This window comes from Streptomyces sp. A012304 (assembly GCF_026008495.1).
GTDB lineage: Bacteria > Actinomycetota > Actinomycetes > Streptomycetales > Streptomycetaceae > Streptomyces.
In genome coordinates this window covers 87,550-104,528 of sequence record NZ_BQUN01000089.1, presented here as the reverse complement: position 1 = coordinate 104,528, position 16,979 = coordinate 87,550, and the positions used below count along the sequence as shown (strand labels likewise).

General features: G+C 71.0%; 18 protein-coding genes and 1 tRNA gene. 16 read left to right on the top strand and 3 right to left on the bottom strand.

Annotated features, from left to right (window positions below):
- Positions 1-127 precede the first annotated feature (127 nt).
- The gene (locus ALMP_RS19140; RefSeq protein ID WP_375803503.1) at positions 128-1,372 is read left to right on the top strand and encodes a glycosyltransferase family 2 protein; all 1,245 of its coding nucleotides are present in this window, start codon (positions 128-130) and stop codon (positions 1,370-1,372) included.
- 101 nt (positions 1,373-1,473) lie between these two features.
- Here ALMP_RS19140 and ALMP_RS19135 read toward each other — a convergent pair whose 3' ends face one another.
- Positions 1,474-2,868, bottom strand: coding sequence for a polysaccharide pyruvyl transferase family protein (locus ALMP_RS19135; protein WP_264929849.1), 1,395 nt, complete (start codon positions 2,866-2,868; stop codon positions 1,474-1,476).
- Between the two features lie 235 nt (positions 2,869-3,103).
- Here ALMP_RS19135 and proB point away from each other — a divergent pair, with 235 nt between their 5' ends.
- The 5 genes from proB (at position 3,104) to ALMP_RS19110 (ending at position 8,133) form a co-directional block, all read left to right on the top strand.
- Positions 3,104-4,210, top strand: coding sequence for a glutamate 5-kinase (gene proB, locus ALMP_RS19130; protein WP_264929888.1), 1,107 nt, complete (start codon positions 3,104-3,106; stop codon positions 4,208-4,210).
- Between the two features lie 160 nt (positions 4,211-4,370).
- Positions 4,371-4,877: a hypothetical protein gene (locus tag ALMP_RS19125; RefSeq protein ID WP_264929847.1), complete on the top strand. Its 507-nt coding sequence runs from the start codon at positions 4,371-4,373 to the stop codon at positions 4,875-4,877.
- Positions 4,878-4,977: 100 nt separating this feature from the next.
- A complete protein-coding gene (locus ALMP_RS19120; protein ID WP_264929846.1) occupies positions 4,978-6,264 on the top strand; it encodes a glutamate-5-semialdehyde dehydrogenase in 1,287 nt (428 codons plus the stop codon).
- 128 nt (positions 6,265-6,392) lie between these two features.
- Complete coding sequence (locus ALMP_RS19115; RefSeq protein WP_264929844.1) at positions 6,393-6,959, top strand: hypothetical protein; 567 nt, start codon at positions 6,393-6,395, stop codon at positions 6,957-6,959.
- A 100-nt stretch (positions 6,960-7,059) separates the two neighbouring features.
- Positions 7,060-8,133: a hypothetical protein gene (locus ALMP_RS19110; protein WP_264929842.1), complete on the top strand. Its 1,074-nt coding sequence runs from the start codon at positions 7,060-7,062 to the stop codon at positions 8,131-8,133.
- Between the two features lie 128 nt (positions 8,134-8,261).
- On the opposite strand, the gene ALMP_RS19105 is transcribed toward ALMP_RS19110, so the two are convergent.
- Complete coding sequence (locus ALMP_RS19105) at positions 8,262-9,356, bottom strand: M48 family metallopeptidase (RefSeq protein WP_264929840.1); 1,095 nt, start codon at positions 9,354-9,356, stop codon at positions 8,262-8,264.
- A 158-nt stretch (positions 9,357-9,514) separates the two neighbouring features.
- On the opposite strand from ALMP_RS19105, the gene ALMP_RS19100 reads away from it, so the two are divergent.
- The 7 genes from ALMP_RS19100 to ALMP_RS19070 all read left to right on the top strand — a co-directional run bounded on the left by ALMP_RS19100 (position 9,515) and on the right by ALMP_RS19070 (position 13,840).
- The gene (locus ALMP_RS19100; RefSeq protein ID WP_264929838.1) at positions 9,515-9,676 is read left to right on the top strand and encodes a hypothetical protein; all 162 of its coding nucleotides are present in this window, start codon (positions 9,515-9,517) and stop codon (positions 9,674-9,676) included.
- A 151-nt stretch (positions 9,677-9,827) separates the two neighbouring features.
- Positions 9,828-9,992 (top strand): hypothetical protein, encoded by a 165-nt coding sequence (locus ALMP_RS19095; protein ID WP_264929836.1) that lies wholly within the window; start codon positions 9,828-9,830, stop codon positions 9,990-9,992.
- A 79-nt stretch (positions 9,993-10,071) separates the two neighbouring features.
- Positions 10,072-10,698: a nicotinate-nucleotide adenylyltransferase gene (gene nadD / locus ALMP_RS19090; protein WP_264929835.1), complete on the top strand. Its 627-nt coding sequence runs from the start codon at positions 10,072-10,074 to the stop codon at positions 10,696-10,698.
- A gap of 16 nt (positions 10,699-10,714) precedes the next feature.
- Positions 10,715-12,436 (top strand): LCP family protein, encoded by a 1,722-nt coding sequence (locus ALMP_RS19085; protein ID WP_264929833.1) that lies wholly within the window; start codon positions 10,715-10,717, stop codon positions 12,434-12,436.
- A gap of 95 nt (positions 12,437-12,531) precedes the next feature.
- Positions 12,532-12,975, top strand: a complete 444-nt coding sequence (rsfS, locus tag ALMP_RS19080) for a ribosome silencing factor (RefSeq protein WP_264929832.1) — start codon at positions 12,532-12,534, stop codon at positions 12,973-12,975.
- Positions 12,975-13,658, top strand: coding sequence for a histidine phosphatase family protein (locus ALMP_RS19075; RefSeq protein WP_264929831.1), 684 nt, complete (start codon positions 12,975-12,977; stop codon positions 13,656-13,658). The genes rsfS and ALMP_RS19075 overlap by 1 nt, the downstream gene beginning before the upstream one ends.
- A gap of 109 nt (positions 13,659-13,767) precedes the next feature.
- Positions 13,768-13,840, top strand: a tRNA-Ala gene (locus ALMP_RS19070).
- A 70-nt stretch (positions 13,841-13,910) separates the two neighbouring features.
- Here the strand turns inward: ALMP_RS19070 and ALMP_RS19065 are convergent.
- Positions 13,911-14,777 (bottom strand): helix-turn-helix transcriptional regulator, encoded by an 867-nt coding sequence (locus tag ALMP_RS19065; RefSeq protein WP_264929829.1) that lies wholly within the window; start codon positions 14,775-14,777, stop codon positions 13,911-13,913.
- A gap of 94 nt (positions 14,778-14,871) precedes the next feature.
- Here ALMP_RS19065 and ALMP_RS19060 point away from each other — a divergent pair, with 94 nt between their 5' ends.
- The 3 genes from ALMP_RS19060 (at position 14,872) to ALMP_RS19050 (ending at position 16,830) form a co-directional block, all read left to right on the top strand.
- Entirely contained in the window at positions 14,872-16,350 is a 1,479-nt protein-coding gene (locus ALMP_RS19060) for an MFS transporter (protein ID WP_264929828.1), read from the top strand.
- A gap of 69 nt (positions 16,351-16,419) precedes the next feature.
- Positions 16,420-16,593, top strand: a complete 174-nt coding sequence (locus ALMP_RS19055; RefSeq protein WP_264929826.1) for a hypothetical protein — start codon at positions 16,420-16,422, stop codon at positions 16,591-16,593.
- Between the two features lie 3 nt (positions 16,594-16,596).
- The gene (locus ALMP_RS19050) at positions 16,597-16,830 is read left to right on the top strand and encodes a hypothetical protein (protein ID WP_003976229.1); all 234 of its coding nucleotides are present in this window, start codon (positions 16,597-16,599) and stop codon (positions 16,828-16,830) included.
- Positions 16,831-16,979 lie beyond the last annotated feature (149 nt).

The following is a 16,979-nucleotide window of genomic DNA, read 5'->3' as shown; positions in this document are numbered from 1 at the left end:
GGGGAGAGGGGGGGGGGGGGGGGGAGCCGTTTCCGTTTCCTGTGATGCGGCACACATGGGGCAACGGAGGCAACCCCTTTCTACGTACTTCCGTCTATCGGATTGCCGGAGTATTGACGAGGGGGAAATGGTGCGTTCTGAGAGGGATGTGGCCCTTCCGCATCCTGATGTCAGCGTGATCATCGGTGCCTATGAGGCCATGCCGTACCTGGTCGAGTGCCTGGCGTCGGTCGAGGCGCAGTCGATCGACCCCGCGCGCCTGGAGGTCATCGCGGTCGACGACGGCTCGACGGACGGCACCGGCGACTGCCTGGAGGAGTTCGCCGCCCGCGCCCCCATGGCCGTCACGGTGATCCGTCAGGCGAACTCCGGCGGCCCCAGCGGCCCGCGCAACGTCGGCCTCGCCAAGGCCACCGGCCGGTACGTCTTCTTCCTGGACGCCGACGACCGGCTCGGCCCCGAGGCCCTGGAGCGCATGGTCGCCATGGCCGACCGCAACCGCACGGACGTGGTCCTCGGCCGGGTGGAGGGCATCAACCGCAAGCCGCCGCAGTCGATGTGGGGCAAGACCCTCGACCGTACGGACGTCTTCTCCTCCAACATCAAGTTCACGCTGAGCGCCCAGAAGCTGTTCCGCCGCGAGATGCTGGAGCGGCACGGCATGCGCTTCGACGAGTCGCTGTGGACCGGCGAGGACGCGCTGTTCACGATGGAGGCCTATCTGCGGGCCGACGGCGTCTCCGTGCTCGCCGACTACACCTGCTACTACCTGGTGGGCCGCACCGACGGCAAGCACGTGACGAAGAGCGGCAGTTACACCCTGCGCTTCGACTCGGCGCGCGCCCTGATGGAGCTGATCGCGCGGATGCTGCCGCCCGGCGCCAAGCGCGATGTGCTCATGGTCCGCCCGTTCCTGGTCACCCTGCTGCCGCAGTTCGGACCGGTGTTCCTGGCGAACGACGAGGAGATACGCCGCACCAAGCTGGAGCTCGCCAGGCCGCTGATGGACGCCTACTGGACCGAGGGCATCGCCCAGCGCCTGAAGGTCCACGAGCGGCTGCGGCTGCACCTGCTGGCCGAGCGGCGCCCCGACCTCCTCGCCGACGTCATAGCGTTCATCCGGGACAAGCGCGAGCCCGACCCCGTCCTGGAGAAGCGCGGCACCCGGCTCTACCTCGCCTACCCCCACTTCCGCTCCGCGACGGCCGGCATACCCGACCGCGTCTACCTCGCCGAACCCCGCGAGGCCAAGACCTACCCGGGCTGGCGCCAGGGCTCCACCGAATCCTTCCTGCGCCGCGCGACCCGCAAGATACGGCGGACACTGTCGCAGCAGCGCAAGGTGGCGGCGAGGGATACGGCGGCGGCATAGCCGGGCGGCGGCCATGGGGTCGCCTTCAGTGATTCGCTCGGCTTCGGCTATGTGGCCGGCTTCAGCTGTTCGGTCGGCTTCACCTGTTCGGTCGACGTCAGCTATTTGGCCGGCTTCAACGCCCGCCGCAGCGGTCCGCCCACCGCGCGTCTCGCGCGGCGGTAGATCGACGGGGCAAGATCGGCTCCCTTGGCCGCGGCCCGCGCGCCGACCCGGGCGCGGGCCAGCTCACGCTGCAACTGGGCGTTGTGGGTGTCCAGCTCGGTGATGCGCTGCTGGAGCCAGCCGAACCGGCTGGTCAGCGAGGCGAGATCGACGTCGGTCCACGGGGTCACAGCCGGCGGGAAGGACAGCGAGCGCAGCTTCTTCTCGAACGCCTCGCCGCCGTCGCCGTGCGTGAAGGTGTTCTCCAGGCCGTGGCGGTCCAGGAACGTGGTGAAGCGGTCGAAGCGCTCCTTGTGGTTGCCGGTGAGGGCGCTGAAGTCGGCCTTCTCGTAGAGGTCGGCCGGGTCGAGGTCCTCGGGCACCTCGCTGAGGAGCTTGTGCGGGATCTCGAAGTAGCGGCACAGCTCCAGCGTGCGCGAGTCGAACGCCAGGACGGTCGCGGGTGTGCCGGCCAGCAGCGCCGCGATGTTGCCGTGGATGCGGGAGCCGAAGGAGTAGTCGAACTCCCGCAGCTCGTCCATCCAGGTGACCGGGTCGACGTACACCCGGACCTTGCCCTCCCGGTACATCGGGTGGTCGGGGTGGGTCGGCATCTCCGTGATCAGCCCGGCCGCGGAGTTCACGTCCCGCCAGTGCAGCTGCCGGGCGTCGGTGATGTTCTGGCCGACGTACAGCAGGTTCGGGTACCGCTGGTGCGCCCGGGTGATGACCCGGTGCAGGCCGCCGCCCTTCCCCGCCGTGTGCGAGCCGTTGACCGCGATCCGTGAGGTGCGGTCGAGCGCCGCCGCCCGCTTCTCCACCGGGAGCCGGTGGCCGTGCAGGAACATCGACGGACAGCCGATGACCTCGACGTCCTTGAACCCCATCTCGTTGAGGTACTTCTCGGTGAACTCGCCGCGCACGCCGATGGACGGGCTGCGCTCCAGCACCGCCGAGCAGAACGCCCGCACGCTGGGCTCCATGGCCTTCAGCCGCCCGGGCGCGTAGGTCACGCCCATCTGCGCGCCGACACCCAGCACCACGACCGGGATCCGCAGCTTGCCGATGAGCCGGGTCAGCCGCTGCAGCGACCCCTCGAACGACGGCCGGAAGGCGTTGGCGAGCGGCACGACGAAGGCGTCGTACTCCTCGTTGATCTGCCCCGCCGCGTTCACATCGGTCCGCATGCCGTTCGAGAAGACCTCGGCGTTCGGTGTTGTGAGGATCTTGTGAGCGGCATCGCTGAAGATCAGGTTGCCGGAATTGGTGCCGATCACGTCCCGGTGGAGGGCCTCCTCCAGCGGGACCACGTCGAAGGGGCTCTTGCCCGACCGCAGAAGTACACGCTTCACAGGGCGAACTGTAGGCGACAGAAACTTCAGAATAAATTTGGAAGGTCTTCAAGGTCTCTGTGGAACCGGCACAAGCTCTTTGCCGTACGCAAAACCTTGAGCAACGACTGTGGAGGGTGTCTGTCCGGCACGTGAAACCCGGGCGCGGCCCGTGCCCCCGTTCGCGTAGATTGCCAGCCGGGCAGCCGGACTACGCGAGGGGACGAAGAACAAGGTGGCAGGGGCAAGGCAGGCCGTGCGCGAGGCCCGCAGGATCGTCGTCAAGGTGGGCTCCTCCTCGCTGACCACCGCGTCCGGCGGACTGGACGCCGACCGGGTCGACGCGCTCGTCGACGTGCTCGCCAAGAGCCGCAGCGGGGGAGAGAAGGAGATCGTCCTCGTCTCCTCCGGCGCCATCGCCGCCGGCCTCGCCCCGCTGGGCCTGCGCCGCCGCCCCAAGGACCTCGCCCGCCAGCAGGCCGCCGCCAGCGTCGGCCAGGGTCTGCTCGTGGCCCGCTACACCGCCTCCTTCGCCCGCTACGGCGTCCGGGTCGGCCAGGTGCTGCTGACCTCCGACGACATGAGCCGCCGGGCCCACCACCGCAACGCCTCCCGCACCCTCGACAAGCTCCTGGCGATGGGCGCCTTCCCGATCGTCAACGAGAACGACACCGTCGCCACCGACGAGATCCGCTTCGGCGACAACGACCGGCTTGCCGCGCTCGTCGCCCACCTCGTCCACGCCGACCTCCTCGTGCTGCTGTCCGACGTGGACGGCGTGTACGACGGCGATCCCAGTAAGCCGGGCACCTCACGCATCGCGGAGGTGCGGGGCCCCGCCGACCTGGAGGGCATCGAGATCGGCAGCGCCGGCAAGGCGGGCGTCGGCACCGGCGGCATGGTCACCAAGGTCGAGGCCGCCCGGATCGCCGCCGCCGCCGGCATCCCCGTCGTCCTCACCAGCGCCGTCCACGCCACCGACGCCCTGTCCGGCGCGGACACCGGCACCTACTTCCACGCCACCGGCAAGCGCTCCGCCGACCGGCTGCTGTGGCTCCAGCACGCCTCCACCCCCCAGGGGTCGATCACCCTCGACGACGGGGCGGTCCGCGCGGTCGTCGAGCGGCGCAAGTCGCTGCTGCCGGCCGGCATCGCCGGCGTCGAGGGCGACTTCAGCGCCGGTGACCCCGTCGAACTGCGCGACGGCCGGGGCCACGCGGTGGCCCGCGGACTCGTCAATTTCGACGCCAAGGAGATCCCCCGGCTGATCGGGCGGTCCACCCGGGAACTCGCCCGTGAGCTGGGCGCCGAGTACGAGCGGGAGGTCGTCCACCGGGACGACCTGGTGATCCTGCACCCCTGAGGGGACTCGAACGTCCTCTCCCGGACGCGCTCGAACGGCCCGTACCGGTGGGGGACGTTCCGTGAAACCGCCCCGCGGAGCCGTGCGGCCTGCTCAACTTTGTCTCTGGGACATGTTCAGCGGGACACATTCCGCACGAGCGCTGCGTAAGGAGGCCGTCGTGAGACGAGTGCGCCCTGGGGTGGCGGCGGCCCGCGGCAGTACCGACGGCGCCGGGGCGTCCTCCCGTGCGGCCGGCGAAGAACGTGCCCTGACCAGCGTCGCGGCCGGGGACCAGTACCGCGGACCGCAGGACGACGGGCCAAAGGCCCCACGGCCGGACGACCTGCCCCGGCTGTGGCACGTCACGTTGAGCGTCTCCGGCGAACAGGCCCCGCTGACGGAGGTGCGGCGCGCCCTCGAACAGCTCGCCCACGACCACCCCTTCCTCCTGACCAGCCGCTACGCGGTCGACCACGCGGAGATCCGCTACTGGGAGGAGGCCCGCGACCTGCACGACGCGGCCGCCGTCGCCCTGCGCCTGTGGGGCGAGCACCGCCAGACCGCCGGACTGCCGCCCTGGGAGATCGTCGGCCTGGAGGTCATCGACCGCCAGACCTACCACCAGCGCGTCGCCGAGGGCTACGGTCCGCCGCCGGCGACACCCGTGGGGGTCCACCCCTACTGACGCCGACGTCCGCCGGGGCGGCAGGTGAGACGTCTCGGCGCATGTCTCGGGGTGTGGAACGAACCGTGAACCGGTCTGCGCGGCGCACTACCCTTCCCGTATGACCACGCTCTCGCCGTACGACGCCCTCTCCCCGGTCACCCAGGCCGCCTACCGCGCCAAGGCGGCCGCCGCCGACCTCGCGCCGCTGCCCCGGGCCGCCAAGGACGACGCGCTGCTCGCCATCGCGGACGCGCTGGAGGTCCGTACGAGTGAGATCGTCGAGGCCAACGCCCAGGACATCGCCAAGGCCCGCGAGGCCGGCACCAGCGAGGCGATCATCGACCGGCTGACCCTCACCCCGGAGCGGGTGCGGGCCATCGCCTCCGACGTACGGGACGTCGTCGCGCTGCCCGACCCCGTCGGCGAGGTCGTGCGCGGCTCGACCCTCCCCAACGGCATCGACCTGCGTCAGGTCCGCGTCCCGCTCGGCGTCGTCGGCATCATCTACGAGGCCCGCCCGAACGTGACGGTGGACGCCGCCGCGCTCTGCCTGAAGTCCGGCAACGCGGTGCTGCTGCGCGGCTCCGCCTCCGCCTACGCGTCCAACACGGCACTCGTCCGGGTGATTCGCGACGCCGTCGGCGGCGCCGGACTGCCCGCCGACGCCGTCCAGCTGGTGCCGGGGGAGAGCCGCGAGAGCGTGCGCGAGCTGATGCGCGCCCGCGGCCTCGTCGACGTGCTGATCCCGCGCGGCGGCGCCTCCCTCATCCAGACGGTCGTCTCCGAGTCCACCGTCCCGGTGATCGAGACCGGCACCGGCAACTGCCACGTCTACGTCGACGCCCAGGCCGACCTCGACATGGCCGTCGAGATCCTCATCAACTCCAAGGCCCAGCGGGTCAGCGTCTGCAACGCCGCCGAGACCCTCCTGGTCCACCAGGACATCGCCGCCGAGTTCCTGCCGCGCGCCCTGGACGCCCTCGCCGACGCCGGCGTCACCGTCCACGCCGACGAACGGGTGATGGCGTACGCCAAGGACTCCAAGGCGACCGTCGTCGAGGCGGTGGCGGAGGACTGGGAGACCGAGTACCTCTCCCACGACATCGCCGCCGCGGTCGTCGACTCCCTGGACAAGGCCGTCGAGCACATCCGGCTGTGGACCTCCGGCCACACCGAGGCCATCGTCACCACCTCCCAGCAGGCGGCCCGCCGCTTCACCCAGTTGGTCGACTCCACCACGGTCGCCGTGAACGCCTCCACCCGCTTCACCGACGGCGGCCAGTTCGGCTTCGGTGCGGAGATCGGCATCTCCACCCAGAAGCTGCACGCCCGGGGCCCGATGGGCCTGCCCGAGCTGACCAGCACCAAGTACATCGTCACCGGCGACGGTCACGTACGGCGCTGAGACCGGGGGCGCATATGCGCCTGGCAGGCGCACGCGCCCGCGTGGGCGCCGCGTGAAAGAGGTCTCACCCGGTCGATGAATTTCTACGCCGTCTGCCCAAAGCGACCCCCCAGGTCTACTCTGGATCCGTGCCGGAGGACGTGGGGGGCACGCCGTTCCCGGACGGCTGGGAGCCCGACGACGACCACGACCGCGGGGTGTCGGACGAAGAGTTCGCCTCCGTGGTCTTCGACGAGGCCTTCGTGCAGGCGGCCGTGGTACACGAGCCGACCGCCGTCGAACGCCTCCTGGCCGCCGCGGAGGCGAGAGCGGAGGCCTCCGAGGCCGAGGCCCGTCGCGCCCGCGCGCGCGGCGACCGCTACGACGATCCGTACGGACCCGGCGATCTCGGCCATGATCCGGACTACGACGACCTGGACGACGCCGATGTCCTCGAAGACCGCTACGGCGCCTTCGGCACGTACGGCAAACAGGTCCGCTGGCACCGGCCCGTCGCCTGGATGCTCGCCCTCGTGATGGGCGTCGGCATGGTCGCGCTGGCCTTCGCCGCGGTCTACCGGGGCGCCTCCTCCAGCAGCGGGGACCAGCTCCCGCCGCCTGCCTCCACCAGCCCGGAACAGGGCGGCGGCCCGCATCCGACCACGTCCGCCGACTCCTCCGCGCCGCCCGTCTCGGCCGTCCCGCGCGTGCCCTGAACCCGGCCGCCGCGGCGGGCCCCGGAGTGGATGAGGACCTGTCAGAACTTGGCGCGCAGCGGAGCGTTTACGCGCACTGCGCGCGACCTACCCTGAAAGTATGGGCGGGCGCGGAGACCCACCGGAGGGGACACCCGAGGGAATTCCCGGTGGTGGTGGAGAGGACGAGTACCGATCCGTCGTCTTCGACGAATCGTTCGTCCGGGCTGCCCGTCTCCAGGAGTACTCCGCGCAGGAGCGCATCGCCGACCACGCGCCCGCCGTGCGCCGCCGCCCGCCGCTGCGCCGGGGCCTGTCCCGGCAGGCGCTGCTGCTCGTCGTACTGATCGCCCTGGCCTTCGGCACCGCGATCTACATGGGGGTCCGCAACCCCTACCAGAACCCGGCCGCGCGCCGGCCCGTGGAACCCCTGCGGATGACCGTCATCCCGCTCGCCCCGCAGGGCGCCGTCCCCGGCACGGCCGACCCGGAGTTCCTCTATGCCCACAGCCCCGCCGCCCAGTACCGCATCGGCGCCGAGGGCATACCGCTGCCGCCCTCGCGGCGCACCGCGCACTTCTCGGACAGCCAGGTCGTCACCGCCCTGACCACCGCCAAGGAGTACGTCGTGCGCTCCTCGCTCCACCCGGAGGTGCTCACCGGGCAGCAGGTCCGGCCGGTGCGGGTGCTGCTCGACGCCGACCAGCTCGACCAGTTCGACGAGAGCTTCGCCCACCCGGCGGCGGACGGGCGGCACGCGCCGACGGGATGGCTGGTGCGCTTCGACCCCGCCCGGGCCGAACTGGCCGACAAACGGATCCGCGTCCAGGGCACCCTCCAGGCCGCCGAGGCCGACTCCGCCACCCTGGAGGTCACCGCCGACCACACCTTCGTGTACGCCCTGCGGCCGGCCGGAGCGGACGCCAAGGCACCGGCCTCACTGTTCACGGTCCGCCGCGAGCTGCACTTCCGCTTCGACCGCGAGGACCTGCGGCTGCGCCAGACCCAGCTGATCGTCTCCTACGTCCAGGCAGGCCCGCTGTCCTGCTCGGAGGACTCCGCCAACCATCTGCGCCCGCTCCTGGCCGGCCAGACCGCCAAAGCCGGTGCCCCCGCCGGCACGGACCCCTACGCGACGGGCGGCGCGCCGGCCCTGTGCGGGGCGCTGGCGACCAGCGCCCAGCCGAGGGTCTGAACGGCGCCCGCCAGCAGGGCGGCGCCTCGGACACAGCCGTCTCGAGGACAGTTGTCTCAGAGGCAGTCGTCCTGGCGGGTCAGTCGTTCTGGCGGGTCGGTCGTTCTGGCGGGTCGGTCGTCCTGGCGTCAGTCGTCGTCGCGCGGCGGGGCGTCCGTCGGGCGGTCCTTCGGCGGGGCGGAGCCGGTGAAGCCGTCGAAGCCCCGGCGGACCCGGCCGCCGAGCGTGCCCGCACCGCCCGCGATGTCGCTGACCAGCTTCATCAGCGGGTCCTTGGAGCTCTTGACGTGGTCGGCGTAGTGCGACGCCGAGTCGCGGAAGGAGTCGGTGACCGAGGTGTCCTTGTCCTCCGAGCGCCGCGGGTAGTGGCCGTCCATGATCCGCTGGTAGTCCCGGGACTCGGCCCACTTCTTCAGCTCGGCCGCCCGCACGGTGGTGAACGGGTGCGAGCGCGGCAGCACATTGAGGATCTTGAGCACGGAGTCGCGCAGGTCGCCACCCGCCTCGTACTCCTCGGCCTGCTTCAGGAACGCGTCGACGTTCATCTCGTGCAGGTGGTTGCCGCCGGCGATCTTCATCAGACCGCGCATCGAGGCCTGGAGGTCCTGCCCGACGAGCAGCCCGGCCCGGTCCGCCGACAGCTCCGACTTGCGGAACCACTCCCGCAGCGCGGTCACGATCGCCATGATCGCGACATTGCCCAGCGGGATCCAGGCGACCTTCAGGGCCAGGTTGGTCAGGAACAGCAGGATCGTGCGGTACACCGAGTGCCCGGACAGGGCGTGGCCCACCTCGTGGCCGATGACCGCGCGCATCTCCTCCTCGTCGAGCAGCTCGACGAGCCCGGTGGTGACGACGATGATCGGCTCGTCCAGGCCGATGCACATCGCGTTCGGCTGCGGGTCCTGGTTGACGTACATCGGCGGGACCTTCTCCAGGTCCAGGATGTAGCAGGCGTCCCGCAGCATGTCGTTCAGATGCGCGAACTGCTGGTCCGAGACGCGCACCGAGTCGGACAGGAACAGCAGCCGCAGGCTGCGCTCGGGCAGCAGCCCGCTGAGCGCCTTGAAGACGGTGTCGAAGCCGCTCAGCTTGCGCAGGGCGACCAGGGCGGAACGGTCGGCCGGGTGCTCGTACGCACGCGAGGAGATCCCCGGGAAGCGCCTGCGCTGTCGGCTCGGCACGTTCTCGTGACCGGTCTGCTCGTGGCCGTCGTCGGACATGTCATCCCCCACTGTGCGTGTGTGTGGCCGGTGCGTGTGTGGCCCTTTGTATGTGAAGTCCTTTGCGGACCCTTGTGCGGGCCTTTGCGCCCCCGAGGCAGGGCCCAGCCTAGGCGGAGTTACGGTGAACGGGCACTACAGCGAAGGAGTCCCGCGCCATGGAGCACACCCCCACAGCAGCCTGGATCACCGAGGCTGCCGGTGCCGCCCAGCAACAAGGAGCGGGGAACCTGCTCCGGGTGGTGCTGATCGTGATGCTCCTGGGCTGCGCGCTGACCGCCTGGTTCCTGCTGCGGGGCTACAAGCGGAAGGACGACTGAGCCGTCGGGAAGGTTCCCCGGGGACCGGGCGACGACCGCGGGAGACAACCGGCCCTCCCCAACGGCGGAGTCGGCGTGATGGCCGCCGAGCCGCCCGCTTACCATGGGCCGACGTCTTTATCCCGCCCACACCGGATAGGTCCTGCCGAAGATGAGCTTCCACAGCGCTGCTGCCCAGTTGGTCACCCTCGCCGCCCAGGGTGAGGAGCACGGCGGCAACCACGACAGCCTGAACCCCCTGGTGACCGGCGGTGGCGCCTTCGTGGCCCTGATGCTGCTGCTGTGGATCACCACCCGCTTCAACCGCGACCGCTGACACACACCATGTCCATACCGGGGCACTCCGGGCATCCGTCGGCCGGTGCCCTCAGGCCGGGCCGGTAGGGTCTGCACGCATGGGAGAGCAGGACATGCCTACCGGCCCGTCGAAATTCGGCAAACGCCGCCTCGGCGTCATGGGCGGGACGTTCGATCCGATCCACCACGGACACCTCGTGGCGGCCAGTGAGGTCGCCGCGCAGTTCCACCTGGACGAGGTCGTGTTCGTCCCGACCGGCGAGCCCTGGCAGAAGAGCCACCGCAGGGTCTCCCCGGCCGAGGACCGCTACCTGATGACGGTCATCGCTACCGCCGAGAACCCCCAGTTCTCGGTGAGCCGCATCGACATCGACCGCGGGGGCCCGACCTACACCGTGGACACCCTGCGCGACCTGCGCGCCCTCAACCCCGACACCGACCTCTTCTTCATCACCGGCGCCGACGCCCTCGCCCAGATCCTCACCTGGCGCGACAGCGAGGAGCTGTTCTCCCTGGCGCACTTCATCGGGGTCACCCGGCCGGGCCACCACCTCAACGACCCCGGACTCCCGGAGGGCGGTGTCTCCCTGGTCGAGGTCCCCGCCCTCGCCATCTCCTCCACGGACTGCCGCGTGAGAGTCGCCAAGGGCGACCCCATCTGGTATCTGGTGCCGGACGGAGTCGTGCGCTACATCGACAAGCGCGAGCTGTACCGCGGCGAGTGAGCCGAGAGGGGCACCGGTGAACGACCGATACGACGCGGGTTACGGACAGACCCCGTACGAGCTCGTCGGCTACGACGAGTACGGGCAGCCGGTGTACCGGCAGGTCCCCGCCCAGCAGGTGCCACAGCAGGCCTACGACCCGTACGGGCAGCAGCAGGGCTACGGCTACGACCCGTACGCCACGGGCGGACAGCAGAACGGGCAGCCGGGCCAGGACCAGCCGCCCGGCTACGACCCGTACGACACCGGCCGGCAGGCCCCCGTCCAGGACCCCTACGGCACCGGCGCCTACCCCCCGCAGGGCGGAAACGGCGCCCCCTACGACCCCTACGGGCAGACCGCCACCAGCGGGCAGCAGCCCCGCGTCGCCGAGCAGACCGCCTACATCCCCCAGCAGGCCGGCCCGACGCCGCAGGAGACGGAGACCGAACCGGAGTCCCCGGCCCCGCAACGCGAGTACCACACCGAGCAGTTCGCCTTCGTCGAGGAGCCCGACACGGACTCCGAGGACGTCATCGACTGGCTGAACTTCACCGAGAACCGCACCGAGCGCCGCGAGGAGGCCAAGCGCCGCGCGCGCAGCCGGCTCGTCGCGCTGGTCGTCGTCCTCGCCCTGACCGCGGTCGGCGGCGTGGGCTACCTCTGGTACGCCGGGAAGCTGCCCGGACTGTCGTCCTCCGACGACTCCAAGACCGGCACCACCACCGCCACCGGCGCCCAGAAACGCGACGTGATCGTCGTCCACCTGCACGACACCGCCCAGGGCGGCACCGCCACCGCGCTGCTCGTCGACAACACCACCACCAAGCAGGGCACCACCGTCCTGCTGCCCAACTCCCTCGTCGTGACCACCGACGACGGCACCACCACGACCCTCGCCAAGTCCGTCGACGAGGACGGCTCCGACGGCACGCGCGCGGCGCTGGACACCGTCCTCGGCACCCAGATCCAGGGAACCTGGCGCCTCGACACCCCCTACCTGCAGAACCTCGTCGACCTCGTCGGCAACATCGAGGTCGACACCGACATCGCCGTGCCCGACCCGGCCGCCAAGAAGAAGGGCCAGGCACCGCTCGTCAACAAGGGCGAGGACCAGACCCTCAGCGGCAAGATGGCCGTCGCCTACGCCACCTACCGCGCCGAGGGCGAGGCGCAGAACGCCCAGCTGGAGCGGTTCGGTCAGGTCATGCAGGGCGTGCTGCGCAAGATCTCCTCCGACGCGCAGGGCGCCACGGTCACCATCCAGACCCTGGCCCAGATCCTCGACCCCTCGCTGACCGACAAGGACCTCGGCGCCTTCCTCGCCAAGCTCGCCGACCTCGCCAAGGGCGGCGACTACAAGACGGCCCTGCTGCCCGTCCAGGCCGACGGCACGCTCAGCGCCGAGACCGGTGAGAGCGTCGTCAAGGACGTCCTCGGCGGCACCGCGAAGAGCCCCGACAAGGACGCCGCCGTCAGCGTCTCCGTCCAGAACGCCAGCGGCACCAGGGCGCACACCGAGGACGCGCGCGTGGTCCTCCTCAACGGCGGCTTCACCTTCCTGGACGGCGGCACCCCCGCGGACACCCGCGGCGCCTCCCAGGTGCTCTACGCCGACGCCGCCGACAAGGAGAACGCCACCGAGGTCGCCAAGACCCTGGGCCTGCCCACCAGCGCGGTGAAGAAGGGCACGGTCGCCGCCAACGCGGACGTGTCCGTCGTCCTGGGCCAGGACTACGAGCCCTCGTCGACCTCGTAGCCCCGCCCCGGCGTGTGATCCCGTCATCACATGGGGTGCCGTCGGCGGTCCGTGAGACCCTTGAGGTCAAACGACCGCCGACGGAAAGCCATGTAGTGACCGCCACCGACCGCTCTCTCGAGCTCATCAACACCGCCGCCCAGGCGGCCGCCGACAAGCTCGCGCACGACATCATCGCCTACGACGTCAGCGATGTGCTGTCGATCACGGACGCCTTCCTGCTGGCCTCCGCCCCCAACGACCGCCAGGTCAAGTCGATCGTCGACGAGATCGAGGAGCGCCTGCTGAAGGACCTCGGCGCCAAGCCGGTGCGCCGCGAGGGCGACCGCGAGGCCCGCTGGGTGCTGCTCGACTACGTCGACATCGTGGTGCACGTCCAGCACAGCGAGGAGCGTGTCTTCTACGCCCTCGAGCGGCTGTGGAAGGACTGCCCCGAGCTCGACCTGCCCGCCGACGCCAAGGCCACCCGCGGCAAGGCCGAGGAGCACGCCAAGCTCCAGGCCGCCGAGGAGGCGGCCGAGCCGGGCGGTGAGTGGTGATGACCGCACCCGGTGCCGAGGCCGGCTCCGCGACCGGCCGCACGCCGGGCCGGGGCCGCCGCGTCATCCTCTGGCGGCACGGCCAGACCTCGTGGAACGTGGAGCGCCGCTTCCAGGGCACCACGGACGTCCAGCTGACGGAGACCGGCGTGGCCCAGGCCCGCCGGGCCGCCCGGCTGCTCGCCTCCCTCAGGCCCGACGCGATCGTCGCCTCGGACCTCTCGCGCGCCGCGAAGACCGCCGCCGAGCTCGCCGCGCTCACCGGCCTGGACATCACCCACGACGAGGGCCTGCGCGAGACGTACGCGGGCGTGTGGCAGGGGCTGACCCACGAGGAGATCGTCTCCCGGTACGGCGAGGAGTACGCCGCCTGGAAACGCGGTGAGCCGGTCCGCCGCGGCGGCGGCGAACTGGAGACGGAGGTCGCCGACCGCGCCGCCCCCGTGGTCCTGCGGCACGCCGAGAAGCTGCCGGACGACGGCACCCTCGTCGTCGTCAGCCACGGCGGCACGATCCGCACCACCATCGGCCGCCTCCTCGGCCTGGAGGCGCACAACTGGGAGAGCCTCGGCGGCCTCTCCAACTGCTGCTGGTCCGTCCTCGGCGAAGGCGCCCGCGGCTGGCGCCTCCTCGAGCACAACGCCGGCACGCTCCCGGAGCCGGTCCTCGGCGACGACACCTGAGCGCCCCGGGGCCCGGATTTCACTTTCTGGCAGGTCGCAGGCTAAAGTTCTTCTTGTTCGCCCCGCCGAGCGGGGCGAAACACCATGCGGCTCCATCGCATGGAAGCAAGGGGCTATAGCTCAGTTGGTAGAGCGCCTGCATGGCATGCAGGAGGTCAGGAGTTCAATTCTCCTTAGCTCCACTGATCGACACTCTGTCGAGTTGTCAAAGATCGGTTCACGAAGATCCCGTCCCTCAGGGGGCGGGATTTTTCATTGGCCGCCCAACAGCTCAGCGCGCCGCGCCGTCTCCTCGTCCCCGGGCGTGTAGACCACGATCCGGCACTCCGGCATCCCGTTGACCGACAGCGACACGGACGTCATCCGCAGCTCGCCCACCACCGGGTGGCGGAACACCTTCACGCGGCGGCCCGGCTCCGCCACGTCACCGGACCGCCACAGCCGCGCGAACAGCTCGCTCGCCGCCGACAGCTCGCGTATGAAGTCCTCCCAGACCGGCTCCCCGGCATGCAGCCCGTACGCCGCGCGCAGGGTCGCCACCATCACCGGCAGCTCCGTGTCCCGGAACAGCAGCGGACACTCCTCCTCGTCCGCCGTGAACAGCTCCCACAGCGCGTTGGCCGGCACCTTGACGGAGGCCGTCGTCGGGGTCATGAACAGGTTTCGGTAGACCGCGTTGGCGGCGAGGATGTCGTAGCGCGAGTTGTAGACCACCGCCGGGCGGGGCACGAGGGCGCCGATGATGCCCTGGATCTCCGGCCCCACACTCTGCACGAGCGCCTCCGGCTCGGGCACGTACGGCACCTCCGCCAGGTGGTACAGGTGCTCCCGCTCCGGCGGGTCCAGCCGCAGTGTGCGCGCCACGGCGTCCAGAACCTGCGCCGAGGCGTTGATCGGCCGACCCTGCTCCAGCCACGTGTACCAGGTCACGCCCACTCCGGAGAGCTGGGCGACCTCCTCGCGCCGCAGCCCCGGCGTACGCCGCCGCAGGCCCGGCGGCATCCCCACGTCGGCCGGTGTCACCCGGGCCCGCCTGCTGCGCAGGAACGCCGCCAGCTCGGGCCGCCGCCGCTGCCCCGCCCCCGTCCTCACCCTTGTCCCCATCGTCACGCTCCCCATGGTCGATTCCTCACCCCTGCCCTGCCAGGTGCTGTCAGTACCAGCACCGGCGGGCTCTCGGCACCCGTACCGGAGTGTCGGCACACTCTGCGGCATGACGACGACACCCCGGACGAGCCCGGGTCCCGCATCTCCCGCACCCGCTTCGGGTCCTGCTGCCAGTAAAGACCCCGGCACCGACAATCGGTCCCGGCCGCTGCTCGCGGTCGTCCTCGCGGCCCAGTTCATGGCGCTGCTCGACGTCTTCATCGTGAACGTCGCGGCTCCCACGATCGCCTCCGACCTGCACGCCTCCGGCGCCGACCTGCAACTGGTCGTCGCCGGTTACGCCATCACCTACTCCGTGCTGCTGATCACCGGCGCCCGGCTCGGCGACCGGTTCGGCCACGGGCGGGTCCATCTTGTCGGGCTCGCCCTCTTCACCGCCGCCTCGCTCGCCTGCGGACTGGCCCGAGGCAGCACCGAGCTGATCGTCTTCCGGCTGGTGCAGGGCGCCGGTGCGGCGGTGATGATCCCTCAGGTGCTCAGCCTGATCCAGCGCACCTTCACCGGGGAGGCCCGGGTGCGGGCGCTGGGCGCGTACTCCGCGGTGCTCGCCGTCGGCGCGGCCGCCGGACAGGTCGTGGGCGGGGTGCTGGTCAGTGCCGATCTGTGGGGCACCGGCTGGCGGCCGGTGTTCCTGGTGAACGTGCCGGTGGGCCTCGTACTGCTGGCCGTGGGGCGGCGCGTGCTGCCACGCGGCGGGGGCGCGCCGGGGGAGCGTGCGCGCGGCCTGGACGGGCCCGGCCTGGTGCTGCTCGGGGCGGCGGTGTCCCTCGTCACGGTGCCGCTCGTGCTCGGGCAGGAGGAGGACTGGCCGCTGTGGTCCTGGCTGTCGCTGGCGGCCGGCGCGCTCGTGTTCGTCCTGTTCTGCGGCCACGAGTCCCGCCTCGCCCGGCGCGGCGGCGCCCCGCTGATCGCGCCCCGTGTGCTGCGCCACCCCGGTATGGGCCTCGCCGTCGGGCGGATCACGGCTGTCATGGCGGTCAACGGCGGCTTCCTGTTCGTGCTCACGCTGCACGTCCAGGGCGGTCTCGGCTACAGCGCCCTGCGCGCCGGTCTCACCTTCGCGCCGACCGCGGTGGTCTTCGGGCTGGTCGGCCTGACCTGGCGGCGCTGGCCGGCCGCCTGGCAACGGGCCCTGATCCCCGCCGGTTTCGCGCTCACCGCGCTGTCGGTGACCGGAGTGGGCCTGGCCCTGGAGGGCGGCGACCACGGGGGCGCGGGGGCGTACGCCGCATACGCCGGCGTGGGCGTCGGGCTCGCGCTCGCCTTCAGCCCCACCCTCACCCGGGCGCTGGCCACCGTCCGTCCCGAGGACGCGGCGGACGCCAGCGGGCTGCTCGCCACGGTCACCCAGCTCGGCCAGCTGATCGGCGTTGCGGCCTTCGGCACACTGTTCTTCGACCGGCTTGAGTCACTCGGGGGCCCGCAGGCGTATACCTCTGCGGAAGCGCTTCTTGCATGCATGTTCGCGCTCGCTACGACAGCCGCGCTGGGTGCCGTGTCCGGACTGGTACTGAGGCGTCGCTGACCGTATTGGCCCGGCCGTGGCAGAATCAAACGGCCGGAAGGGGGCGCGGCCCGACGGGAGGGAGTAGCGATGCCTGCGAGCATCCTCGGAGAGGGCGGTCACCTCTTCGATGCGGCGTTGACACGGAGAACGGCCACCCGGCTCAGCTGCCCTTCCTGCGGTTCCGCGCATGTCGCCCAGGTGCTCGGGGACAACGGCGGCATCTCCTACGTGTGCACGGCCTGCGGCCACAGCTGGAGCTGACCCATGGGTGCACACAGGCGGAAGTGCGACTGGTGCGGAAGCGGCACCCCGATCGTCCGCGACATGGAGCCGGTCAACCCCGATTACCAGTACTGGTGCGAGGAATGCGCGCGGGCGCTGATCATAAAAGGCGACCCGATCGAGACGTACCGGGAGCTGGAGGGCGAGCCGATCTACGGCCGGCTCCTGGAGGAACACTGCACGCTCAAGCGGTTCTACTCGTTCGTCACCGCCTGATCGTTCGTCAACGGCCTCCAGACGGCTTTCCGGTCAAAACCGGACAGACGGGAAACGATTTGGTGGTGCACCCCCTGGACCGTGTAATGTTGGCGTCGCCGCCAGGGAAACCGGGCGACACGGTGAACATGCGGCTCCGCCGCGTGGCC

Bases quoted from the DNA above. Each gene is read 5' to 3' on its own strand.
- ALMP_RS19140 (WP_375803503.1), top strand. From the start codon at position 128: ATGGTGCGTTCTGAGAGGGATGTGGCCCTTCCGCATCCTGATGTCAGC.
- ALMP_RS19065 (WP_264929829.1), bottom strand. From the start codon at position 14,777: ATGGGGAGCGTGACGATGGGGACAAGGGTGAGGACGGGGGCGGGGCAG.
- ALMP_RS19105 (WP_264929840.1), bottom strand. From the start codon at position 9,356: ATGTCCGACGACGGCCACGAGCAGACCGGTCACGAGAACGTGCCGAGC.
- ALMP_RS19100 (WP_264929838.1), top strand. From the start codon at position 9,515: ATGGAGCACACCCCCACAGCAGCCTGGATCACCGAGGCTGCCGGTGCC.
- ALMP_RS19095 (WP_264929836.1), top strand. From the start codon at position 9,828: ATGAGCTTCCACAGCGCTGCTGCCCAGTTGGTCACCCTCGCCGCCCAG.
- ALMP_RS19050 (WP_003976229.1), top strand. From the start codon at position 16,597: ATGGGTGCACACAGGCGGAAGTGCGACTGGTGCGGAAGCGGCACCCCG.
- ALMP_RS19120 (WP_264929846.1), top strand. From the start codon at position 4,978: ATGACCACGCTCTCGCCGTACGACGCCCTCTCCCCGGTCACCCAGGCC.
- ALMP_RS19075 (WP_264929831.1), top strand. From the start codon at position 12,975: ATGACCGCACCCGGTGCCGAGGCCGGCTCCGCGACCGGCCGCACGCCG.
- nadD (WP_264929835.1), top strand. From the start codon at position 10,072: ATGGGAGAGCAGGACATGCCTACCGGCCCGTCGAAATTCGGCAAACGC.
- ALMP_RS19060 (WP_264929828.1), top strand. From the start codon at position 14,872: ATGACGACGACACCCCGGACGAGCCCGGGTCCCGCATCTCCCGCACCC.
- ALMP_RS19055 (WP_264929826.1), top strand. From the start codon at position 16,420: ATGCCTGCGAGCATCCTCGGAGAGGGCGGTCACCTCTTCGATGCGGCG.
- ALMP_RS19110 (WP_264929842.1), top strand. From the start codon at position 7,060: ATGGGCGGGCGCGGAGACCCACCGGAGGGGACACCCGAGGGAATTCCC.